Annotated in this window: 13 protein-coding genes; 8 read left to right on the top strand and 5 right to left on the bottom strand. The window is 57.7% G+C overall.

Features of this window, described 5'->3' with window-relative positions:
• Positions 1-122 precede the first annotated feature (122 nt).
• The 7 genes from ACYQ2I_RS11360 (at position 123) to ACYQ2I_RS11390 (ending at position 9,169) form a co-directional block, all read left to right on the top strand.
• On the top strand, positions 123-1,127 hold the full coding sequence (locus ACYQ2I_RS11360) for a DUF1559 domain-containing protein (RefSeq protein WP_460167130.1): 1,005 nt from the start codon (positions 123-125) through the stop codon (positions 1,125-1,127).
• 389 nt (positions 1,128-1,516) lie between these two features.
• Entirely contained in the window at positions 1,517-3,025 is a 1,509-nt protein-coding gene (locus tag ACYQ2I_RS11365; protein WP_460167131.1) for an alpha-L-fucosidase, read from the top strand.
• A gap of 265 nt (positions 3,026-3,290) precedes the next feature.
• On the top strand, positions 3,291-4,025 hold the full coding sequence (locus ACYQ2I_RS11370) for a peptidylprolyl isomerase (RefSeq protein WP_460167132.1): 735 nt from the start codon (positions 3,291-3,293) through the stop codon (positions 4,023-4,025).
• 373 nt (positions 4,026-4,398) lie between these two features.
• On the top strand, positions 4,399-4,680 hold the full coding sequence (locus ACYQ2I_RS11375; protein WP_460167133.1) for a hypothetical protein: 282 nt from the start codon (positions 4,399-4,401) through the stop codon (positions 4,678-4,680).
• 223 nt (positions 4,681-4,903) lie between these two features.
• On the top strand, positions 4,904-5,092 hold the full coding sequence (locus tag ACYQ2I_RS11380) for a DUF6800 family protein (protein WP_460167134.1): 189 nt from the start codon (positions 4,904-4,906) through the stop codon (positions 5,090-5,092).
• 145 nt (positions 5,093-5,237) lie between these two features.
• Positions 5,238-8,078, top strand: a complete 2,841-nt coding sequence (gene uvrA, locus ACYQ2I_RS11385) for an excinuclease ABC subunit UvrA (protein WP_460167135.1) — start codon at positions 5,238-5,240, stop codon at positions 8,076-8,078.
• A gap of 92 nt (positions 8,079-8,170) precedes the next feature.
• A complete protein-coding gene (locus ACYQ2I_RS11390; protein ID WP_460167136.1) occupies positions 8,171-9,169 on the top strand; it encodes a ThiF family adenylyltransferase in 999 nt (332 codons plus the stop codon).
• 26 nt (positions 9,170-9,195) lie between these two features.
• Here the strand turns inward: ACYQ2I_RS11390 and ACYQ2I_RS11395 are convergent, their stop codons facing one another.
• The 5 genes from ACYQ2I_RS11395 to ACYQ2I_RS11415 all read right to left on the bottom strand — a co-directional run bounded on the left by ACYQ2I_RS11395 (position 9,196) and on the right by ACYQ2I_RS11415 (position 17,880).
• Complete coding sequence (locus ACYQ2I_RS11395; protein ID WP_460167137.1) at positions 9,196-10,134, bottom strand: sialate O-acetylesterase; 939 nt, start codon at positions 10,132-10,134, stop codon at positions 9,196-9,198.
• 128 nt (positions 10,135-10,262) lie between these two features.
• A complete protein-coding gene (locus ACYQ2I_RS11400; RefSeq protein WP_460167138.1) occupies positions 10,263-10,994 on the bottom strand; it encodes a potassium channel family protein in 732 nt (243 codons plus the stop codon).
• A 93-nt stretch (positions 10,995-11,087) separates the two neighbouring features.
• The gene (locus tag ACYQ2I_RS11405; RefSeq protein ID WP_460167139.1) at positions 11,088-14,198 is read right to left on the bottom strand and encodes an efflux RND transporter permease subunit; all 3,111 of its coding nucleotides are present in this window, start codon (positions 14,196-14,198) and stop codon (positions 11,088-11,090) included.
• Between the two features lie 93 nt (positions 14,199-14,291).
• On the bottom strand, positions 14,292-15,677 hold the full coding sequence (locus ACYQ2I_RS11410) for an efflux RND transporter periplasmic adaptor subunit (RefSeq protein WP_460167140.1): 1,386 nt from the start codon (positions 15,675-15,677) through the stop codon (positions 14,292-14,294).
• A 289-nt stretch (positions 15,678-15,966) separates the two neighbouring features.
• Positions 15,967-17,880: a glycerophosphodiester phosphodiesterase family protein gene (locus ACYQ2I_RS11415; protein WP_460167141.1), complete on the bottom strand. Its 1,914-nt coding sequence runs from the start codon at positions 17,878-17,880 to the stop codon at positions 15,967-15,969.
• A gap of 274 nt (positions 17,881-18,154) precedes the next feature.
• Here ACYQ2I_RS11415 and ACYQ2I_RS11420 point away from each other — a divergent pair, with 274 nt between their 5' ends.
• Positions 18,155-21,067 (top strand): HzsA-related protein, encoded by a 2,913-nt coding sequence (locus ACYQ2I_RS11420; RefSeq protein WP_460167142.1) that lies wholly within the window; start codon positions 18,155-18,157, stop codon positions 21,065-21,067.
• Positions 21,068-21,094 lie beyond the last annotated feature (27 nt).

Genomic DNA, 21,094 nt, shown 5'->3' on the forward strand with positions numbered 1-21,094 from the left:
CCTCCTGCCGGTCCGTTATGATTTCTCATGTTGAGATTGAGTCTCAGGTGCATAAGCAGCAACACACCGATCAGTCGTTGTCTCGTGTGAAAACATGCTTTCTCGCAAAGGAGGTATCTCGAATGAAGTCCTTTCCTGTGCCCCGTAACCGTTTGTGCCGCGGATTCACGCTTGTCGAACTGCTCGTGGTGATTGCAATCATTGGTATTTTGATTGCATTACTTTTGCCTGCCGTTCAGGCCGCCCGGGAAGCTGCTCGGCGCGCCTCGTGCACCAATAATTTGAAGCAGATCGGCCTCGCTCTTCACAACTTTGAAAACGTGCACAAAGAATACCCCGCCAGCTACGGCGGCCCGAAAAACACCGATTGGTCCGGCCAGGCGTTACTATTGCCGTACCTCGAACAAGGCAACCTGTACGAGCACATCGACTTCGATCAACCGTACTCGGCTGCGGTGATGCCGGACGGCAGCCCGCTCAGCGCCCATCGTGTCGATACGTACGTATGCCCCAGCGAAATCCGTGCAGAAGTGCGACTGGAAGGCGGTCTACCCAAGCACTTCCCGATCAACTACGGCCTCAACCTGGGCACTTGGTTCGTGTACGACCCGGTCACGAAACGCGGCGGAGACGGCGCGTTTCGCCCTTACTTCGGCCACTCACCGGCTGATTTCATCGACGGCCTCAGCAATACGTTTGCCCTCGCGGAGGTCAAAGCGTATACGCCTTACTACCGAAACGCGGCCATCACGCCCGCGCCCCCGATGCCCGACACCCCCGCCGAGGTGTGTCCGCTCGGCGGTTCGTTCAAGACAGAAAGCGGGCATACCGAATGGGTCGACGGTCGCGCGCATCAAGTCGGCTTCACAACCGTTTTCACTCCGAACACGAAAGTCGTGTGCTCCGTCGGCGGAAAAGAGTACGATCTCGATTGGACGAATCAGCAGGAAGGCAAGTCGGACAGCGTTCCAACCTACGCCGCTGTCACCTCCCGCAGTTATCACCCCGGCGGCGTGAACGTCTTACTGATGGACGGATCCGTTCAGTACGTGCAGGAAACCATCGAACGCTCCGTGTGGCGTGCCCTTTCGACTCGCCGAGGCGGTGAAGCTGCAAGGCTGCCGTAAGCTTGCAACTCGAGCCGCACATCAACGCTCTCCGACCGCCCTGCTTGGCCGTTTCTCGCGGGCTCGGCCGAGTGGGGCCTTTTCGTTTTTTTCAACGTCATACCACGAAGCACACCGGCAACGAGACTCCTGCTGCATCGGAGAACGATTGCCGTTCAAGCGTGCGTAGCATCAAGTCGAACGGCAGAAATATGCAACGGCATAAACGAGCTTGTACGCGATATTGCACCGCGTCAAACAGAAAAACGGATTGGCGAAAAACGAAACACCCTCGCGTCCCGAGTTGCTACAATCAGTTCCATCACCCGCGAATGGAAAGCAACCTGCTTTTGGATGCACATTTCAGTTTCCTGCAAAGGGGAGGGGTTTCAATGTCGTCGAGTCACCCAATGCATCGACTTTTTGTGCCACTTGCAGCGGCCATTGCTTCGGTTGTGATATGGTCGGTCGGGGCCCGCGTCGGTTTGTGCGAGAAGCCGTACAAGCCTGAATGGGAATCGCTGGCAAAGCATGTCGATCCCGAGTGGTTTCGCGACGCCAAGTTCGGCATCTACACACATTGGGGCCCGATCACCGTTCCGGCCGAAGATGGTCCGAGCGGCGTCCAATGGTACGGCCGCAACATGTACATCGAAAAAAATCCGACCTTCAAATATCACCGCGAAAAGTATGGTGATCAGCATACATTCGGGTACAAGGACATCATTCCCCTGTTCAACCCGCAAAAGTTCGATGCCGATGCCTGGGCCGAACTTTTCGCCAAGTCGGGTGCCAAGTTCGCCGGGCCGGTAGCCATCCATCACGACAATTACGCCATGTGGGATTCGGCCGTCACCCGTTGGGACTCGATGGACCAAACTCCACATCGCGATTTCACCGCCGAATTGGAAAAGGCTATCCGCAAGCAGGGCATGCGATTCATTGCCACGTTCCATCACTCGTTTACTTGGCAGTACTTCGAACCGGCTTACAAATACGACGCCGCCGACGGCAAGAATGCAGACCTGTACGGCGAACCGCACGAACCGGGCACGCCCCCCTCAAAGCAGTTTTGCGAGCAGTGGCTGGCGAAAATCAATGAGGTCGTCGAAAAGTATCGTCCTGACATGATTTGGTTCGACTTCGGGCTCGGGAAAGTCATACCGCCCGAATACCAAAAGCGAATGTTCGCCGATTACTACAACTGGGCCGCCGAAAACGACATGGAAGTGTGCGTCGCGCACAAACACTGGGAAATCCACGAGCACACGGGCATCATCGATTTTGAACGAGGGCGTCTCGACAAGCTGACCGAGTTCCCCTGGTTGACTGACACCTCGGTCGGACCGTGGTTTCATCAGAAAATCATCGGCTACAAATCGATCAACCAGCTGGTCGACATTTTCGTCGACATCGTCGCCAAGAACGGATGTTTGTTGCTGAATGTCGATCCGACTGCCGACGGCGAAATTCCCCCGCAATCCCGCGAGCTTTTGCTCGGAATGGGACGTTGGTTGAAAGTCAACGGTGAGGCCATCTACAACACGCGGCCGTGGCTGATCTACGGCGAAGGCCCGACGAAAATGGCCAAAAGCGGAACATTCTCCGAACACTCCGAAGTGAACTACACCGCCGAAGACGTGCGATTCACCCGCTCGAAAGACGGCAAGACATTCTATTGCATCGTTATGGACCGCCCCGAAAAACCGATTCGATTACAATCGGTAAAGGCGGCTCCTTCGCCGGGAGCCGAAATCGTATTGCTGGGAACCGACAAGCCGGTGGCATTCTCCGTCGACAAGGCCGGATCGTTGACGATCGACCCGCCGAAGATCGACGTAAAGGACGAGGCCCTCGATGCCGCGTACGTCTTCCGCTTGAAGGGTTTCGAGCTCTCCCTGGCCCAACCTGCTGAATAATTTCCCTCGCTGGGCAAGCAACTTCTTTCGCGGTCGCCCGCACTCGGGCGGCCGCTTCACATTTCTTGACTCGGCGCGGACAAACCATGGGCCCGCACCCATTGTCTGTGTCACTACTCAATATCGTTCGTGCGGTCCCGCGCCGGGCCCACCGCCCTCCCTATCTGAACTTGCACAAAACGCCGAAATTGCCGATCATACGCGCATTCTTCATCAAGCGTACAACCGACACGGACGAATCGGCAAAACAGAGAGACTAAGAAACATGCACAAGACCACTCACTTCACGGTGATCTTCATATTGGCGTTCGCAGCGATCACATTAGGCAGTGTGGGGTGCCGCAAGCCAGAAACTCCCCAATCCGAACAATCTCAAGCCGCCCCCTCGGAATCTGCCGCCGACGCCACAACTCCCGCGACTCCTCCGAAAACTACAGAAAGTTCAGCAGCCGACCGACGATATCGTGAGTTGCATCCGCGGATCGTCATTGAAACGAACTACGGTGACATTCCGATCGAACTCGATCGCGAAAACGCTCCACAAACGGTAGACCACTTTCTCGATTTCGTCGCACGTGGATTCTACGACAACACCCTCTTTCACCAAGTCTTCAAAGATTATGCGATCATCGGCGGTCTGATGGATATCGACTTCCAGCCGAAAGAGGTAACCGACACCGTTCGCAATGAAGCCCGCAACGGCCTGAAGAACCTTCGCGGAACGATCGGCATGTTGCGCCAACCGGAAGTCATCGACAGCGCCACGACTCAGTTCTTCATCAACGTCAAAGACAACCCCGAATTCGACTACAAGGGCTGGGACGCCGACGATCCGAACGCCGATCCGGCCGATTACGGCTATTGCGTGTTCGGCAGGGTGATCGGCGAGGGCATGCAGGTAGTCGACAAGATCGCTCAAGTGCCGGTAAAAGACACCGACGAGTTTTCCGCCGTTCCCGTCGAAAAAGTAATCATCAAGACGATTCGAATTGAACCGTGATCAGCGGCTGCAAATCGAGCCAACCGTCAGTCAAGGATCCCCTCTGTTTAGGTATTTTTCTCTTCTCCCTGATCTTTTCTTCGGTCGAAATCCCGCCTCGACCGATTCTCAACGGCAAGCGGCTTAGCGTTCGCCAGAAAAAATACCCGGCGATTTGCGCGAACCGCGTTGCCGTTGGATGCGTCGAGAAAAACGTTGCTGCTTGGAATCGATCTTCTTAGGCAGGAAGGCCGAAATGCCGACAATTCTCATTTGGCCCCTCTTTTTAAGGGGGAGTGCCATGTTTTTTTGACGCGACCGCTTGAAGAAAATCGCCAAAGCGGTAAGATAATTCTGGCTGTTACGGATGGGAAAACGGCAAGGAGTCGTTGGGATGGCCCCCACATACTTCGTTCAAGGATGTCCAACCTGCGGCCGTCGATGCCAGATTCGCGTCGAGCATCTCGGCAAACGGGTCGTGTGTTATCACTGCAAAGCGCAGTTCATCGCGATCGATCCGTCGAGCGAACCGGTCGAAGGTTCGTTTCGAAGCTTGCGGGACGCGAGACTCGACGACGAACTCGGCACACTTTGTGCCATGCATTTCTATTTTTTTCCGGATGACGCCGACGAGACGCGGTCTCACTCCCATCCGCAGGTAAGAACGCGCGACTGATCTCTCGCTGACCGGCCGGTTCCGTGAAGCGTACATGGGACAGGTCGGGAAATGCGTCTAGACGATTGTGGGGCGGCATTTCCGGAATCGGCCCCCATTGACGTGTTCCAAGTCACGTGTTATCAAAGGGTTTTCGTCGATCTACGGTCCGGATACACCGAAGTATGTGACCGGCGAGAGAAAAAACACGCCGCCGGCATCGTTACGATAGGGAGGCTGACCAGTGCCGATTAGTGAACGTCGACGAGAGCTTCGCCGCCGACGACACCGTCGAAAGAAACTCGCTTTGTACAAACGTCGTCTTGAGAAGGCGAACGCGGCCGAACGAGCGGCAATCGCCGAAAAGCTGCGACGGCTGACGCCGGGTGCCGAACAACTCATTCGTGATTGGGGGTTGGAAGACCAAGCCTGAATGAAAGGCCCCTTGTCGAAGCGATCGTTTCGTGCCTCACCACAATCGGTGGGGCCGTTTCGTTTCTTGACGACTCCGTCGCTGTTTCTGCATACAATCAACAATCAGTCCCACCGTTCCCTCTCGTTACGATCAGAATCCATCGATGGCCGTCGATACTCAAATTCACCTGCGAGGCGTGCGCGTCCACAATCTCAAGGATATCGACCTCGATCTACCCCGCGGCCGCTTGATCGTCATCTGTGGTCTCAGCGGCAGCGGCAAGAGCTCCCTGGCGATGGACACCCTGTACGCCGAAGGGCAGCGCCGTTATCTCGAAAGCTTCTCCACCTACGCCCGCCAATATCTTCAACAACTCGAACGCCCCGAAGCCGAATCGATCAGCGGACTCCCGCCGGCCGTAGCAGTGACCGGCACCAAGGCAAGCCGTTCCAACCGCGCCACGGTGGGCACGGCCACCGAAACGTTGGACTATCTTCGCCTGTTGTTTGCGAAAGTCGGCCGAATCGTCTGTCCCGGTTGCGGAAGGACGATCCGGAGGGAAACTCCCCAGTCGGTAGCACAATGGATTGCAGGGCACCCCGACGGCCTGCGAGCCATGATTGGATTCCGCGTCGCCTATACCGGTCCCGAAGATTGGAACCGACAACAAGCCAAATGGCTCGAATCGGGTTTCGTTCGAGGCATCGTTGGGGAAAGCACTCTACCTTTTCCCGTGCCGCCGACGGATACGTCGTTCCCGAATTCCGGCGAGTGCATCATACTAGTCGACCGCATCAAGACCGGTGATACGGACACGACGCGACTGCGAGATTCTCTCGAAACCGCATTTCGCTTCGGGAAGGGCAGGGCTTCCGTTCTGATCGAGGCAGAGGAATCCGTGACGCGCGAAACCCCGTTGACGCCGCGTCGTCTCGACGGCCGAGACTTTCTTTTCGCCGAGTTCACCGATGCCTTGGATTGTCCATTGTGCCGCAAGGAATTTCTGCCTCCTGAACCACGGTTATTCAATTTCAACAGCCCTTGGGGAGCCTGTCCGAAGTGCGAAGGGTTCGGCAATGTGATCGACACCGACATGGACCTGATCGTGCCGGATGCGCAAAAATCGATCCGTGACGGTGCCGTCGCTCCTTGGAACAGCCGCTCGTACCGCAAAGAACTCGATTTCCTGTTGAAGAACGCGAAGAAATTGGGAATCCGTGTCGACGTACCGTTTGCCGAGTTGACCGACGAAGAAATCAAGCGGCTGCGTTACGGGGTACCCGAAGCCAAGTTTGCCGGAATCGAAGGATTCTTGGCTTCGCTCGACAAACGCAAGTATCGGATGCACATCCGTGTGTTTCTCAGTCGATGGCGGAGCTATCGCGAATGTGACGCGTGCGGCGGCTTGCGTCTGCGCCCCGAAGCCCTTGCGGTGCGGGTGGGAGATTTGAATCTTCCGCAAATATGCCGGCTGTCGATCGATGAAGCATTGTCGTACGTGAAATCGCTCGACCTCTCAGCATGGGACCGCGAAGTTGCCGCGGTAATGCTGGAACAAGTCGAGTCCCGCCTGGACTATTTGCACCGAGTCGGGCTCGGTTACCTGACACTCGATCGGTCGCTGCGGACACTCAGCGGAGGAGAATTGCGGCGTGTGGCCCTGGCGGGCGCGTTGGGTTCGAGCCTGGTCAACGTGCTGTATGTCCTCGACGAGCCGTCCGTCGGCCTTCATCCGGCCGACATCGACCGCTTGTTGCAAGCGGTGCTCCGATTGCGACGCCAAAAGAATACGGTCGTCGTCGTCGAACACGAAGAGGCTTTCATTCGAGCAGCCGATCATATCGTCGAGGTCGGCCCCGGAGCCGGCGAGCACGGCGGCGAAATCGTGTTTCAAGGCCCGCCGTCGGAAATCACCACCTGCGAACGCAGTCTCACCGGTGACTACCTTGCCGGTCGCCGCGGTATCACCGTTCCTGCTAATCGTCGCCCACCCGAGTTCGGCTGGATTCGGCTCACGGGCGCCCGGGGGAACAACCTCAAGAACATATCTGTCGAGTTCCCCCTCGGCGTGCTATGTCTCGTGACGGGTGTAAGCGGTTCCGGAAAAAGTACGTTGGTCGAAGGCACGTTGTATCCTGCGCTGTGCCGGCGACTTCACAAGGACGCCCCCAAGCCGTATCCCTACGACGACATCTTCGGCGACGGCCAAATCGACGATATCATTCTGATCGACCAAAACCCGATCGGTCGATCTCCGCGTTCCAACCCGGCAACGTATCTGAAAATCTTCGACGCAATTCGAGCGGTGTTCGCCGACACGGTCGATGCGCGAACACGAGGCTTCACGCCCGGTCACTTCAGTTTCAACTCGGAGCAGGGTCAGTGCCCTCATTGCCGAGGCGAGGGAATGCTCCAAATCGATATGCAGTTTTTGGCCGACGTCTACATGACGTGCGACGCCTGCGGAGGCACACGATATCGCGACGAAATCCTCGAGGTAACTTACCGCGGCCGAAACATCGCCGAAGTGCTCCAAATGACCGCCCGCGAAGCCCTGGTGTTCTTTCGAGGCCAGGGATTGGTGCAATCCAAATTACGGCGACTGATCGACGTGGGCCTCGACTACTTGCGACTGGGGCAACCCGCCAATACGCTTTCCGGTGGAGAAGCACAGAGATTGAAGCTGGCGGCGTATACATCCTCATCGCACCGCGGTCGATGCTTGTTCATCCTCGATGAACCGACGACCGGCTTGCATTTCAACGATATCGTGCATTTGCTCGACTGCTTCGACACACTATTGGGATTGGGGCATTCCTTGATCGTGGTCGAACACAACCTTCAAGTCATGAAGGCGGCCGACTACATCATCGACCTGGGGCCCGGCGCAGGCGATGCAGGTGGACGCATCATCTTCGAGGGAACGCCCGAAGAATTGGCCGGTTGCCCGGAATCGATCACCGGTCGCTTCCTCGCCCAAACCTTGGCCGAACACACTGCCTGATGCTGCCGAACAGTGACGAGCGCAGACATGCGACACCTCGAGTCAGGGGAGACTATTCCACGATGCAGGATCTGAGTCGATACATACGCCAAATGCGATACACCCCATTCGGCGAGGACGGCCAGCGGGCGCTCTCGCAAGCCCGCATTCTCGTCTGCGGTTGCGGCGCCTTGGGTAGTGTCGCGTCGAACCTGCTGGCCCGCGCCGGTGTCGGATTCTTGCGCATCGTTGATCGCGACTTCGTAGAAACGAGCAATCTCCAGCGGCAAGTTCTGTTCGACGAAGCCGACGTCGCCGAAGGACTCCCCAAAGCTGTTGCCGCGGCCCAAAAGATCCAACGCATCAATTCGCAGATCACGGTAGAACCGACGGTAGCCGACGTCACGGCGCTGAATATCGGCCGGTTGGCCGACGATGTCGATCTCATTGTCGACGGCACCGACAATTTCGAGACTCGCTTTCTCGTCAACGACTATTGTGTGAAAAACGGCAAGCCCTGGGTTTTCGGAGGATGCATCGGCGCCGAAGGCCAATCGATGACGATTCTTCCCGCCGAAACACCGTGTCTACGGTGCCTGATTCGAGAATGTCCCGCCCCGGGAACGACGCCCACCTGCGACACCGCCGGAATCCTCGGCCCCATCGTCGCCGTCGTAGCCGCCATTGAGGTGATGGAGGCAATGAAGATCGCGGCCGGAAAACGTGACGCCGTTTCGCGCAAATTGACCGTCATCGACATGTGGGACGGCACTTGGCGCACGGTCGATGTCGCCCCTCTTTTTGCTCAAGGCGATTGCCCGTGCTGTCACAAGAGGGAATTCCCTTTTTTGCAGGGCGAGCGATCAACCCGAACCACCGTGTTGTGTGGGCGCAACTCGGTTCAAGTAACACCCGCCGAACCCGGGCCCACGCTCGACGAACTGGAGAGCCGATGGCAAGGGCTGGGCACCGTCACGCGAAATCCTTTTCTCGTTCGCCTTGAAGTCGACACGTACCGGATCACGGTGTTTCCCGACGGCCGGGCGATCATTGGAGGCACCGATGACGAAGCCACGGCCAAGACGGTTTATGCCAAATACGTCGGGAACTGATCGTTCCCCCGGATGGCCCGCCCGCGTCACGGCGCGAGAACCACTTGCTCCCGCAACTGATGCATCGCTCGGGCGAACTGCACGCCCAAATCGATGAACCCGGCCGTGTCGTAATGCGCCGGGTCCGAATAAGCGTATTCATCGGTTGAGGTCACGATGGCCGCAGCCGGATCGGCTTCCACGAAGCTCTGCTGCGCCTTCCGGACGATCTCTCCAAAATCCCACACGTGTCCGTCGGCATCGCGTCCGCTGTCGGAAATCCGACCGATAATCACGGGCAAGTCGTCTTGTCGTAGCGCGGCGCGGAACAAGTCGATCAATCGTTCGAGGTTGTCGGCGTATGCTACGGCACTTGCTTCTTGCGTCGCATCGCTTTCTCCTTGCATCCACACGATGCCGGCGGGAATCAGCCGATCGTCTTTACCATCGCCGTCGATGTCGCGAACTGCCGTCGCCCGTCGCAAAGCGGCCAAGAAGTGATCGTATTGATTGTAGACGGGTTTTCCTCTCACGGAGTCGTCGAGAAAATCGGGATCCCAACAACCGTAGCGACCGGCCGCTTCGGGAGCGATGGACGTTCCTCCCCGCGAGCACTTGAGCAACGCGATCGGCTCGTTCGGGCGCAGCCTTCGCAATTGTTCGGCGAACGACAACTCGACGCCAAAACGGTCGCTGTAACGATTGGTGTTCCCGTCACTGGTAAACCCACGACCATGTCCGGGCCTCAACTCTTCCCAAATGCCTTGCCCGCCCAGTTCTTCTCCGTCGCCCGGCATATTGCCGTGGTAGATCCAGACACCCTTTTGAACGCGGTTCAACTCCGGCGGCAATTCCTCGATCTTGCCGTATCCGTCCATGTTCGATTGCCCCGCCAAGAGATACAACTGAAAATCAGTCGCAAACGCCGCTCCGCTAACGCCCCCCAATGCAAGAACGATTCCACAAACGGCAGCTCGAACTCCCATGATGCATCCTCGTCTTTTCTGTAGGCCCCGCCAATCAACCAATGGCTCCTGTCATACCATCACACAAGGCCAAACTATGCACCCCAAAGAGTCGGTATACCAATCGTCGTCACAACGACAATCCGCGGCTAGACTCGCAGATCGTCCCGCGATAGTTCCGGCACATCCTCCGAATCATCGGAAGAGGGCAAGCGCCCGCCCGCCACGTAGATTCCCACAAGTCGCGCCACGAGGACGGCCAAGTAGACTTGGCCGCATACCGCCTCCAATACAACCAGCATGCGCATCGTGATCGTGCGAGGCAAGATGTCGCCGTAGCCCAGGGTGGTGAGCGTTACAAAGCTGAAATAGCTGGTTACGACCGTCAATCCGACGGGGTCTTCTCCGAGCGACTGCATTCCTGAGCCGATCAACGCGTCCGGTTGGAAACGCAGCAGCAATGAATACGCCATCGACCACATCAAGCCGATCAACAAATATGCGCATATCGATGCCCAGATCGCCCCGGCGGTCACTCGCCGAATCCGAAACAACACCCGCAAGAGCAGGTAGTTGGTATAAGCAAGGAAGACCAAACTCAAAAGATCGGACACGACGGCCAGCATAACGCCCCATGTGACGAAAAAATTGTGCAAGACGTTGCAAGCGACCGTCGGCACCGCAAGTCCCATCCCCACCCAACGTGATCGATCTTCGTCGCTGACCGCCAGAACCGCCGACGAGACGATCAGCGCAAACCACACCGACGCGGCAACTTGTCCTACCAATGGATGCAGCAACAATCCAATCGTATAAAAGGCGGGCACCAGCAAGAAAAGCGACACCAAGCACACCAAGAGAATATCGAACCTGGCCGACAAGCGTCGGCGCACGTTCGCTATTCGCGTGCGTAGCGATAGCCCGATTCGGGTGGAGGGCATGATTACCGGTGGTCAGGGAATGGTCTATGCCGGCTATTCCGGTTTGACGCGGAACAGCAATGTGTACAGAATCGGCAACAAAATCATCGTCAACAACGTACCGAACGCCAACCCGAACATGATCGTGACGGCCATCGATACCCAAAAAACGTCGGTCAACAGCGGTACGACGCCCAACACCGTCGTTGCTGCAGCCAGCGCTACGGGGCGCAAGCGGGACATCGCCGCCTGGATCACCGCCTCGTACCGGGAACGCCCGGCCGCCAATTCAAGGTTAATCTCATCCAGCAGCACAATGGCGTTCTTGATCATCATCCCCGACAAACTCATCGCACCTAACAGTGCGACAAAGCCGAACGGCTGCCCCGTCACGAGCAGTCCCACCGTGATTCCGATCGCAACAAAAGGAACCACGAACAAGATCACAAGTGCGGGTCGGTAGGCGTTGAACAAGCCGACGACGATCAGCGCCATGATCACACCAGCGGGAATTATTCCCGGAATCAATGAACGCTGCGCATCTCGTGAATCTTCGTATTCGCCGCCCCACTCGACAGCGTAGCCCGGTGGAAGCGTCTCGGCTAGTTCATCGATCTGGGCAATCAACGATTCCCGCAGCGAGTCGGCCGTCACCCCCGGTTTGGGATTCGCCTGGACGGTGACCGTTCGCCGCCGATTCCAGCGCCAGATCAACTGTTCTTCCCAGTCGACAGAAATGTTTCGCACGACCTGACGCAAGGGCACACCGCGCTCTGCAAAGTCGGGCTGCACCGTCAGGATCGCCAACTTGTCGGCCAAGGCGTTGCGATCGTCTTCTTCGTTGCGCAAAAGGATGGGTAATAGTTTGTCTTTCTCACGAAACTGGCCGATCGGCAGCCCGTCGTAGGCACGCTTTGTCGCTTCCGCGATATTCCGGCGACTCACACCGGCCCACCGTCCTCGCTCCGGATCGTACTCCAACCGGATGCGCTCCACCGGCTGGCGCCAGTTCAATTGAGCCACTCCGCAAACCGGTGACGACTCGAAAATCTCCAAGACCTGGTTCCCGAGTTTCCGTAGTGACGACAGGTCGGCGAGTGCGGGTCCACTGACGCGGGCTTCGACTTTCCATGTCTTGCTCGGCCCCAACCCAAAACGCCGCACGACCACGAGCGCCTCGGGAACGTTTTCCTGGCCCCACGCATCCATTTCGTCGATCAGCTCATTCAGTTCATCGAGCGAGCGCACGTTTACGATCAATTGGCCATAGCACGAATAGACCTGCTCCGGTTCGACCGGCAAATAGAAGCGTGGCGGCCCCATGCCGATGAACCCACTGACCGATTCGACCCGTTCGTCGGCCAGTAGCTTGTCTTCAATCCGCTGCATTTCTGCCGACACTCGATCGATCTTCGTACCTTGCGCCGCCCAATAATCGATCATGAACTGTAGACGCGCCGACTCAGGAAAGAACGTCTTGTCGATCCATTGAAATCCGACTGCCGCGATTACCAACAACCCAATCGTGCCAACCAACACCGGAATTCGAAACCGGATGGCCCGTTGCAATGTTGCACGAAACAGGCGGAAGAACCGGTTGTCGTACGGATCCTTTTTCTCTTGCGACGCTTTTGGTTCCGGCAGCAACCACATCGCCATCAACGGCGTCACGGTCACCGAAAGCACCCAACTCAAAAGAAGCGAGATGGCCACCACCTGGAAAAGGGAGGCGCAGTACTCCCCGGCCCCTTCGTCCGACGCATAAATCGGATAGAACGCCAATACAGCGATAATCGTCGCCCCCAACAAGGGAAATGCGGGCTGCCAGGCCGCTTCGATCGCGGCTTGCTTGCGATCCATGCCGCGTTGGATGCGGACCATGATACCGTCGACCACGACGATGGCGTTGTCGACCATCATCCCCATTGCCACCACCAGCGCCCCCAGCGACATTCGTTGAAGATCGATTCCCCACAACCACATCACCAAGAACGTGGCCACGATGACCATGGCAAGGCCGCACACACCGACGACAAAAGCCGTGCCCAACCCCATGAACAGCCACAGCACGACCAATACAATCAACACCGCCTGGATCAGGCTGACGATGAAACTGCGAACCGATTCGCTGACGAGCGTCGATTGCCACGAAATTGCGTGGACCTCGATGCCGATCGGAAACATCCCTTCGAGTTCCCGCATTCGCTCTTCGATGGCCTGCCCCACGTCGACAATGTTGACGCCCGGCCGATTGCTGATCGCGATGCCGATCGCCGGCATCCCGTTGTAGCGCATGATCGCCGTACGGGGCTCCACATAGCCGCGATACACCTTGCCGATATTGCGGACATACAGCAACTCTTCTCCCGTGGCAATTCCGCCCTCGGTTTGCATTCCGCGCAACTCGTTGAGAGATCGCTTTCCTCGAATCACCAAGTTGCCGATATCCTCGAGCGAAGAAAAGGCTCCCGTCGGCTGGACCCGCAACCGGTTGACCGGAAAGTCGACACCTCCCGCATCGACTACCAAGTTTTGCTGTTGCAGTGTTGCCCGCAAATCATCCATCGTCAGGCCCAGCTGACTCAACTGGGATTCCGAAACATCGATATACACGCACCGCTGCGGAACGCCCCAGAACTCGACTCGCGAGACACCGGGCACCAGACTCAATTCTTTTTTCAAGGCGTCGGCGAACGTTTCCATTTCGGCATAGTCGAAACCGTCGCCGGTCAGCGCCAGCAAGAAGCCATAGACATCACCGAAGTCGTCCCCGACGACCGGTTTTCCGGCTCCCGGCGGCAAGTCGCCGGCAGCATCGTTCACCTTGCGCCGCAGCTCGTCCCAAATCTGCGGGATCTTCGAAGAGTCGTACTTGCTTAGAATATCGACGTTGATAATCGAAAAGCCGGGTGACGAACGGGACCGAATCCGCTTTACCTGCGGCATTTCTTGAATGGCCCGCTCCAACCGATCGGTCACCTCCAACTCGACCTCTTCCGCGGTCGCCCCCGGATAGACCGTGGTGATCGCCGCCGTCTTGATCGTGAATTCCGGATCTTCCAACTGGCCGAGTTGAGTCGCCGCCGCCAGGCCGCCGAGAGTCAACAAGACCGCGGCAAAAGTTGTTACGGTCGGCCGTTCAACAGCAATCTTGGCCAAGTTCACCTTGGAGCACTCCCTCAAAGATTAACCGACCACCGCTCGGAAAGGCGTCGGTGAAACGAACGTCTCTTGGTAAAGAGACAGATAGCCGCCTCGTCAGGCGTCTCCCTTGCCGGCTTGCTCACCATCCGACTCATCCGGCACGGTTTCAGCCTTGCCCGCCGCTCCGGCGTCTTCCTCTTGCACAGCAGACTCGAGTGATGGGAGTTTGACCTGTTGCCCTTCGCGCAAGACATGGACGCCGGCAGTCACCACAATTTCACCCTTTTGCACTCCGACAATCTGAATACCGCCGGTCGCTACCCCCCGAGGATCGACTTTCCGCTTCCGGACGGTCTCGGTCTCGGGATCGACGATCCACACGTATGAATTCCCGTCCCCATCCCCTAACAAAGCCGACTCAGGCACGACGAATCCCTGCTTTGCCACCTCGTCCGGTAGGTCCACCGTACCGTATAAGTCGCCGGTCATGCCCGGCATGACCAAGCCATCCGAATTGTCGACCGTCAATTTGACCGGATACGTGCGCGTGATAGGAGACGGCTCGATACCGATCTCCGTCACCGTCGCCGGAAACACTTTCTCCGGAATTTCGCGAAATTTACAACGCAACTCTTTGGCGTACGGGACCAGCGGTAAAGCGCTCTCGGGCACATCCACGACGAAATCAATATGCCCGATATCCACCAACCGGCAGATCGGTTGTTGCGGTTGAACGGTCTCAAAGTTCTCGACATAAATCGCGGTGATCGTGCCGGAGAAGGGAGCATGAAGCTCACAATACTTGAGCTTGTTTTCTGTCGCCTCGACGGCTGCCGACAATGTTAAAATTTCGGCTTTCTTCGCTGCGATATCCTCTTCGCGGGCTCCCCGCAACCCGATCGCCAGAGCCTCTTCGGCTTGTCGCAATTCGGCTTCGGTCTGTTCGACACGCTGCTTCGTAAGGTCGAAATCTTGCTGTGAGATCGTCCGCGAAGCGACAAGCTGTGAGTCGCGTTCGTAATCCTTCTGCGCACGCTCGTATGCAGCCTTGGCACTGGCCACAGCGGCTTTGAGTTGTTCGATTTCTTCCGGCCTTGCCCCGGCCTGCATTTTTGCCAATTCAGCCTCAGCCCGCGCCAAAGCCCCCTTTGCGCTATTCAACTCGACCTCGAAATCCGTAGGATCGATCTTGGCCAGCAAATCGCCTTTTTCGACTTTCTGACCAACACGAATGGGACGTTGAATCAAGGGGCCTCCGACACGAAAGGCCAAATTGACTTCGGTCGCGGCCTCAGCCCGTCCCGGTAACGATCCTTTGCTTAGCGCCGAGAAATCTCCAACGACAGTAACCCGTACGGGTCGCACAACCTCGGTAGACTCCGGCTCGCGGCAACCGACAACCGAGGTGACCAGCAGCATGCCGAATGCCACAAAGGCGAGCGACAAGTATTCAAAGCGATGTCGAGCCGCCTTTTCCTGCGAGGCAACAAAGACCTTCATCGAACGAGAACCTCGCTTTCCAGAGGCAAAATAAAAAAGAATGGCCCCGAAACGCTCCGCCGATTCGGAATCAAGAGAGAGAGTTCCCCAAAAGACGGCCGAAAGAGAAGGAGCATTCGGAGATCAATTTGACCAAACTCGTAATCGAACTGTATCCCTTGTGTGATTAAGTGTCAAGGAACCGCAGACTCGGCTTACCTGCTTCCATGATTGCACGGTTTGCGGTTTTCTATCTCCGACATCTTGTTGTCGTCTTGCACATGGAATAGCGCAAAGTCGAAAAGGCCGATTATTCCGCTGTCTCGCCGGGGGTAATCGTCTTGCCCAAGTAGATGCCGATTTCGATGAGCAAACGTTCGGCGGGTGAAAGATTCTTCATCTCCCGGAGCGCACGTCTTGCCATGGACACGTCGTCGGTCAAAATCCCGTCGGCATCGCGAGAAGCCAGAACGGCCACCCACACCGGGTCGTTGACCGTCCAGACATAGACTTCCTTGTTCCGCTGATGCGCCGATCGAATCAATTCACGGCCGGCCAACGCCGTGTGTACCCCCAGAAAAGCGACGTCGTCGCGGGTCAGATCGCCAACAGCCACAGCGGTCAATTGGCCCACTGACCAATCCGGACGCAGTTCCCGTAGCTCCTTCACCAATTCGCGGTCGAGCGACATCAGCCGAACCTGATCGCTCATCTCGGCCTGCTCGACGGCATCGATCACCAATTGCACAAGGTGCTCACCATGGGCATATCGCTTGAGCTCGATCACCAGAGGAATACGATCGCGACACGCCTCCAGCATGTCTCGTAATTCGGGAACACGTTGATTGCTATAGCGCGGATCAAAATGACTTCCTATGTCAACCTGCTGCAACTCGAGTAGTGTCGCTTCCTCGACAACCAAAGGCACCCCGGCCACTTTCATCAAGTCGGCGTCGTGAATGACGACAACCCGACCGTCGGCTGTTTCTTGAACATCGATCTCGACCGCATCGGCCCGATTCTCGATGGCCATCTCTACGGCGGCCAAGGTGTTCTCCGGGGCATGAAACGCTCCAGCGCGGTGGGCCAACACTTCGCAATCCGGGACATCGGCCACGGTATCTACGGCCTCCCATCCGACTAAAGCGCCGACCACCCCGGCTCCGATCACGCCTACCCACGCCCACCGGACGACGCTCGGCTTGATCTTGCCGGCCGCCGACTTGATGCTCTCCAGCTCGGCCTGCTGAAATCCGCCCCGAGGATGAAATCGTCGGTAGGCCGCGTACACAAATAGCACGAATAGCACGTTGCCCGCAACGTGCAGCATTGCCTGAGTCGCAATCCAAATGAGAGCGCACAGTTGGACGACGACCAAGAACAGTTGTGGACGCTGCGCCACATAGTGAAGCCAAGCCCAGCACACCCCGCCGACAAAACCACTAACCAGCCATGAGGTTGCCAGGTACGCTCCCCAAATACCTGCAACACCGAGGGCTAGTCCCATCCGTTGCCCGTGAACCACCGCGCCGCTTCGACGCACGGCATCACGAGACGACAACCCGTCCACCAATACCAACGGAAACGCCAAGAAATATCGAGCAAGCATCGCTGCCGCGGCCACACAATAGCCAAGCAACAACAATCCGCCGATGGCGACCGCCATGAAGAACTCCGGCGGCTTCGTCGTCAGATACCAATTAATGTCATGCGAGCCGAGCAACCAGAATGCCGTTAAGGCTGCAACTATGGCGAAGGGCACAAATACCGCCACAAGCGGAACCAAAATGCGCAGTGCCGTCGCAAACAAAGCCCGCCGTCGCGAGAATGTCAAGCGCAGTGCGGCATAAAGGTTCGCAACAGCATTTTCTCTCGCATTGCGGCCTTCTGCCTCCTCCCGTTCGCCGATCGTCAAATAGATCAGCACGATTCCCGCTTCGAATGCCCCGATCGCCAACCCCAGCGCGGCGAGTATTATCCCCAGAGCGGCCCCAAGCGGACTCGCCAAGTAACCGGCAATTTGCTGATCGGCCAAAACACCCTCGGGAGAAAGAGCGAGCATGCCGCGAAGCACCAACCCGAACGACGGCGTCAACACGGCGACACCCAACATCTTCACCGCGATATCGACCAGCGTCAAACTCCGCCAGTGACGCCGAACTCCCCGCCAAGTTGCACCCCACAGTGATTGGGCCGTCGTCCAGGTGCGTTGCACGTCAATCATGATCTTCCCTTTGCTGCCCTCGATCGCGTCTCGTGCCCCCCTCTCCGCGATACGTCGCCGGCGTTCGGTTGGAGTTCCGCGAGGCGTTGTTGCCAAACTTGCACATCCCGCATGACGTTGCTACCCTAAATTCGGCTTAACAATCGGAATACCTAGCAGTTAGGTTTCCCCTCGCATCCCCCCGTTTCCATCGTCACCCTCCCTCAGGAGCCGAATGATGCTGTCGCTTTTTGTGATACGCGCATCCCACACGCCGACCGGAAGGCCCTCTCGCATGCGTTCCGTCCTTGGTTTGTCTTTACCGCTTGTCATCATAGCGGCTTGCCTGTTGACCGGCTCTCACGTTCACTCGGCCGAATGGGTAACGGCATCATCGACGCACTCGCCGCCGTATCCGGCTTATTATGCTGTCGACGGCAAGGGGGACACTCGCTGGGCCAGTCGGTCGTTTCAGGCTGGTGATCCGCAATGGTTGACCATTGACCTCGGACGCTCCATGCCGATTACGGGTGTTCGTATCCACTGGGAACGTGCTTTTGCCGCTGCGTACAGCTTGCGCGTTTCGGAAGACGGCAATCACTGGGACACCATCTACGAACAACCTGACGGACGCGGCAATGTCGAAGAAATTCCTTCCCTTTCCGGTCACGGCCGATTCTTGCAGTTGTACTGTACGAAGCCGGGGCCGTTCGGATTGGTATCGGTCTGGGAAATCGAATTTCTTGACCCGGCAGCACAGGCGAGACTATCAGCAAGACAGGAAGAAGCCCGCGCGGCCGAGGAAAAAGAAACGGCCGCCTGGAAGCACGACGTGATCGAACATCTTGTTTCGCAAGGAATCTCGCAGATCGTCTTTGCCGTCCGCCAACCGGGCAAAGACGGGCATTGGTACGCCAACTTTTCGTATTACGCCGACGACGAAAACCGCCTCACGTACGGCGACGGTGGTCGTCTTTGCGTTCTCGATTTGCGGTCCGGAAACGTCCGTACCTTGCTCGACGATCCCCGCGGCGGCGTGCGGGATCCCTACGTGTCGTACGACGGGGCAAGCATCGTATTCTCATACCGGCCCGGGGGCACGGCGCACTATCATCTTTACGAGATCCGAGCCGACGGCACGGGACTCCGTCAACTGACCGACGGCCCCTACGACGACATCGAACCGTGCCTGATGCCCGACGACACGATCGTGTTCATCTCCAGTCGTTGCAAACGTTGGGTGAACTGCTGGCTCACACAGGTCGCCGTCATGCATCGTTGCGATCGCGACGGCGGCAACATTCGGCCGATTTCGGCGAACATCGAACACGACAACACCCCCTGGCCGCTGCCCGACGGCCGCATTCTTTATCAACGGTGGGAGTACGTCGATCGTTCCCAAGTCGACTATCACCATCTATGGACGAGTCGCCCCGACGGCACGCAACAAATGGTGTTTTACGGGAACATGCACCCGAGCACCTTGATGATCGACGCCAAGCCCATTCCGCACAGCGATGCAGTCGTGTCTATCTTCTCACCGGGCCACGGGCGGCGGGAACATGACGGCTTTGTCACGCTGGTTGATCCCCGCTACGGTCCGGACGATCCTCGTGCAGCCCGCAACATCACAAAGACCCCCGACTATCGCGACCCCTGGGCGTTTTCGAGCGATTTGTTCATGGCTGCCCGCGATACGCGGTTGGTGCTGTTCGACACCGAAGGTCGCGAAGTCGACCTGTTTCGTCTATCCCCGAGTGATGTACGCCTCGGCCTGCAATGCCATGAACCGCGTCCGCTCGTTCCTCATCCGCGAGAAAAAGTCCTGCCCGACATTGTCGATTCCTCGAAAGACGTCGGCTATTTCTACCTGGCGGATGTGTACCACGGTCGCGCCATGCAAGAGGTTCCGCGCGGAACGATCAAGAAACTGCTGGTCCTCGAATCCCTGCCCAAGCCGATCAACTATACCGGAGGCATGGATCCATTGACCTATGGCGGGTCGTTTACGCTGGAACGTGTTCTAGGCACAGTGCCGGTCGCTGAAGACGGCTCGGCCTATTTCGAGGCGCCGGCGTTGCGATCGATTTTCTTCGTGGCCCTCGATGCGAACGACATGGCCGTCAAGCGAATGCGCAGCTTCACGACGGTCCAACCGGGCGAAACGGTCGGCTGCGTCGGCTGTCATGAACCACGGTCGAACGCACCGCTTGCTCGCTTCGGAGCCACCCAGGCGTTGCTGACGGCGCCGCGGCAGATCGAACCGATCGACGATTGCCCCGACGTTTTTGATTTTCCGCGTGACATTCAGCCGATTCTCGATCGCCATTGTGTCGATTGCCACGGTTACGAAAAGACGGAGCGAGGCGGTCCTTACGCGGGCAGAATCCTTCTCTCGGGCGATCACGGTCCGATGTTCTCTCATGCGTATTTCACGATGACCGTCCGGCAACTTTTCTCGGACAACCGCAATCGCCCCCGCAGCAATGATCGCCCCTACGAACTCGGGTCGCCGGCCAGCGCGATTTTCGAGTACATAAGCGGTAGCCATTACGGCGTATCGGCCGACGCTCACGAAAGAAAAATGCTGAGATTGTGGATCGACACCGGGGCTCCGTATCCCGGTACGTACGCCGCTTTGGGGAACGGCTCGATCGGCGGCTACTTCCAGAACACCTTGGTCGAAACCGACTTCGATTGGCCGACGACCAAGGCAGGCGCCGATGTCATGCGTCGTCGTTGCGACGGTTGCCACACGGGCAACAACATCCTACCGCACGCAATTTCGGACGAGCGCAATGTGTCGTTCTGGCGGTTCGACATCAACGACCCGCGCCTTGCCCTCAGCCGTCATATCGTCTTCAACCTGTCGCGGCCGGATAAATCCCTGCTACTGCTTGCCCCCTCGGCCCGCAACGTGGGGGGCTGGGAATTGTGCCGAAATGCCGACGGCACTCCCCACGTCGAGTTCGCCTCGCCCGATGATCCCGATTACGAAACGCTTCGCCGGATGGTCGAAGCCGCGGCGCGACGTCTGGCCGAAATCAAGCGATTCGACATGCCGGGTTTTCGACCGCCCGAGCCCTATTTGCGAGAGATGAAACGCTACGGGATCCTTCCCGCCGACTTTCCGGCCGACGCGACGGTCGATCCTTATCAGCTCGACCGCCTGTATTGGGAGTCCTTGTGGTATCGCCCCGCCGGTTGACGCGAATGTCGAGACCAATCACACTCG

This window comes from Thermostilla marina, from assembly GCF_054657455.1.

Bases quoted from the DNA above. Each gene is read 5' to 3' on its own strand.
- ACYQ2I_RS11390 (WP_460167136.1), top strand. From the start codon at position 8,171: ATGCGATACACCCCATTCGGCGAGGACGGCCAGCGGGCGCTCTCGCAA.
- uvrA (WP_460167135.1), top strand. From the start codon at position 5,238: ATGGCCGTCGATACTCAAATTCACCTGCGAGGCGTGCGCGTCCACAAT.
- ACYQ2I_RS11415 (WP_460167141.1), bottom strand. From the start codon at position 17,880: ATGATTGACGTGCAACGCACCTGGACGACGGCCCAATCACTGTGGGGT.
- ACYQ2I_RS11375 (WP_460167133.1), top strand. From the start codon at position 4,399: ATGGCCCCCACATACTTCGTTCAAGGATGTCCAACCTGCGGCCGTCGA.
- ACYQ2I_RS11410 (WP_460167140.1), bottom strand. From the start codon at position 15,677: ATGAAGGTCTTTGTTGCCTCGCAGGAAAAGGCGGCTCGACATCGCTTT.
- ACYQ2I_RS11370 (WP_460167132.1), top strand. From the start codon at position 3,291: ATGCACAAGACCACTCACTTCACGGTGATCTTCATATTGGCGTTCGCA.
- ACYQ2I_RS11360 (WP_460167130.1), top strand. From the start codon at position 123: ATGAAGTCCTTTCCTGTGCCCCGTAACCGTTTGTGCCGCGGATTCACG.
- ACYQ2I_RS11395 (WP_460167137.1), bottom strand. From the start codon at position 10,134: ATGGGAGTTCGAGCTGCCGTTTGTGGAATCGTTCTTGCATTGGGGGGC.
- ACYQ2I_RS11420 (WP_460167142.1), top strand. From the start codon at position 18,155: ATGCGTTCCGTCCTTGGTTTGTCTTTACCGCTTGTCATCATAGCGGCT.
- ACYQ2I_RS11365 (WP_460167131.1), top strand. From the start codon at position 1,517: ATGCATCGACTTTTTGTGCCACTTGCAGCGGCCATTGCTTCGGTTGTG.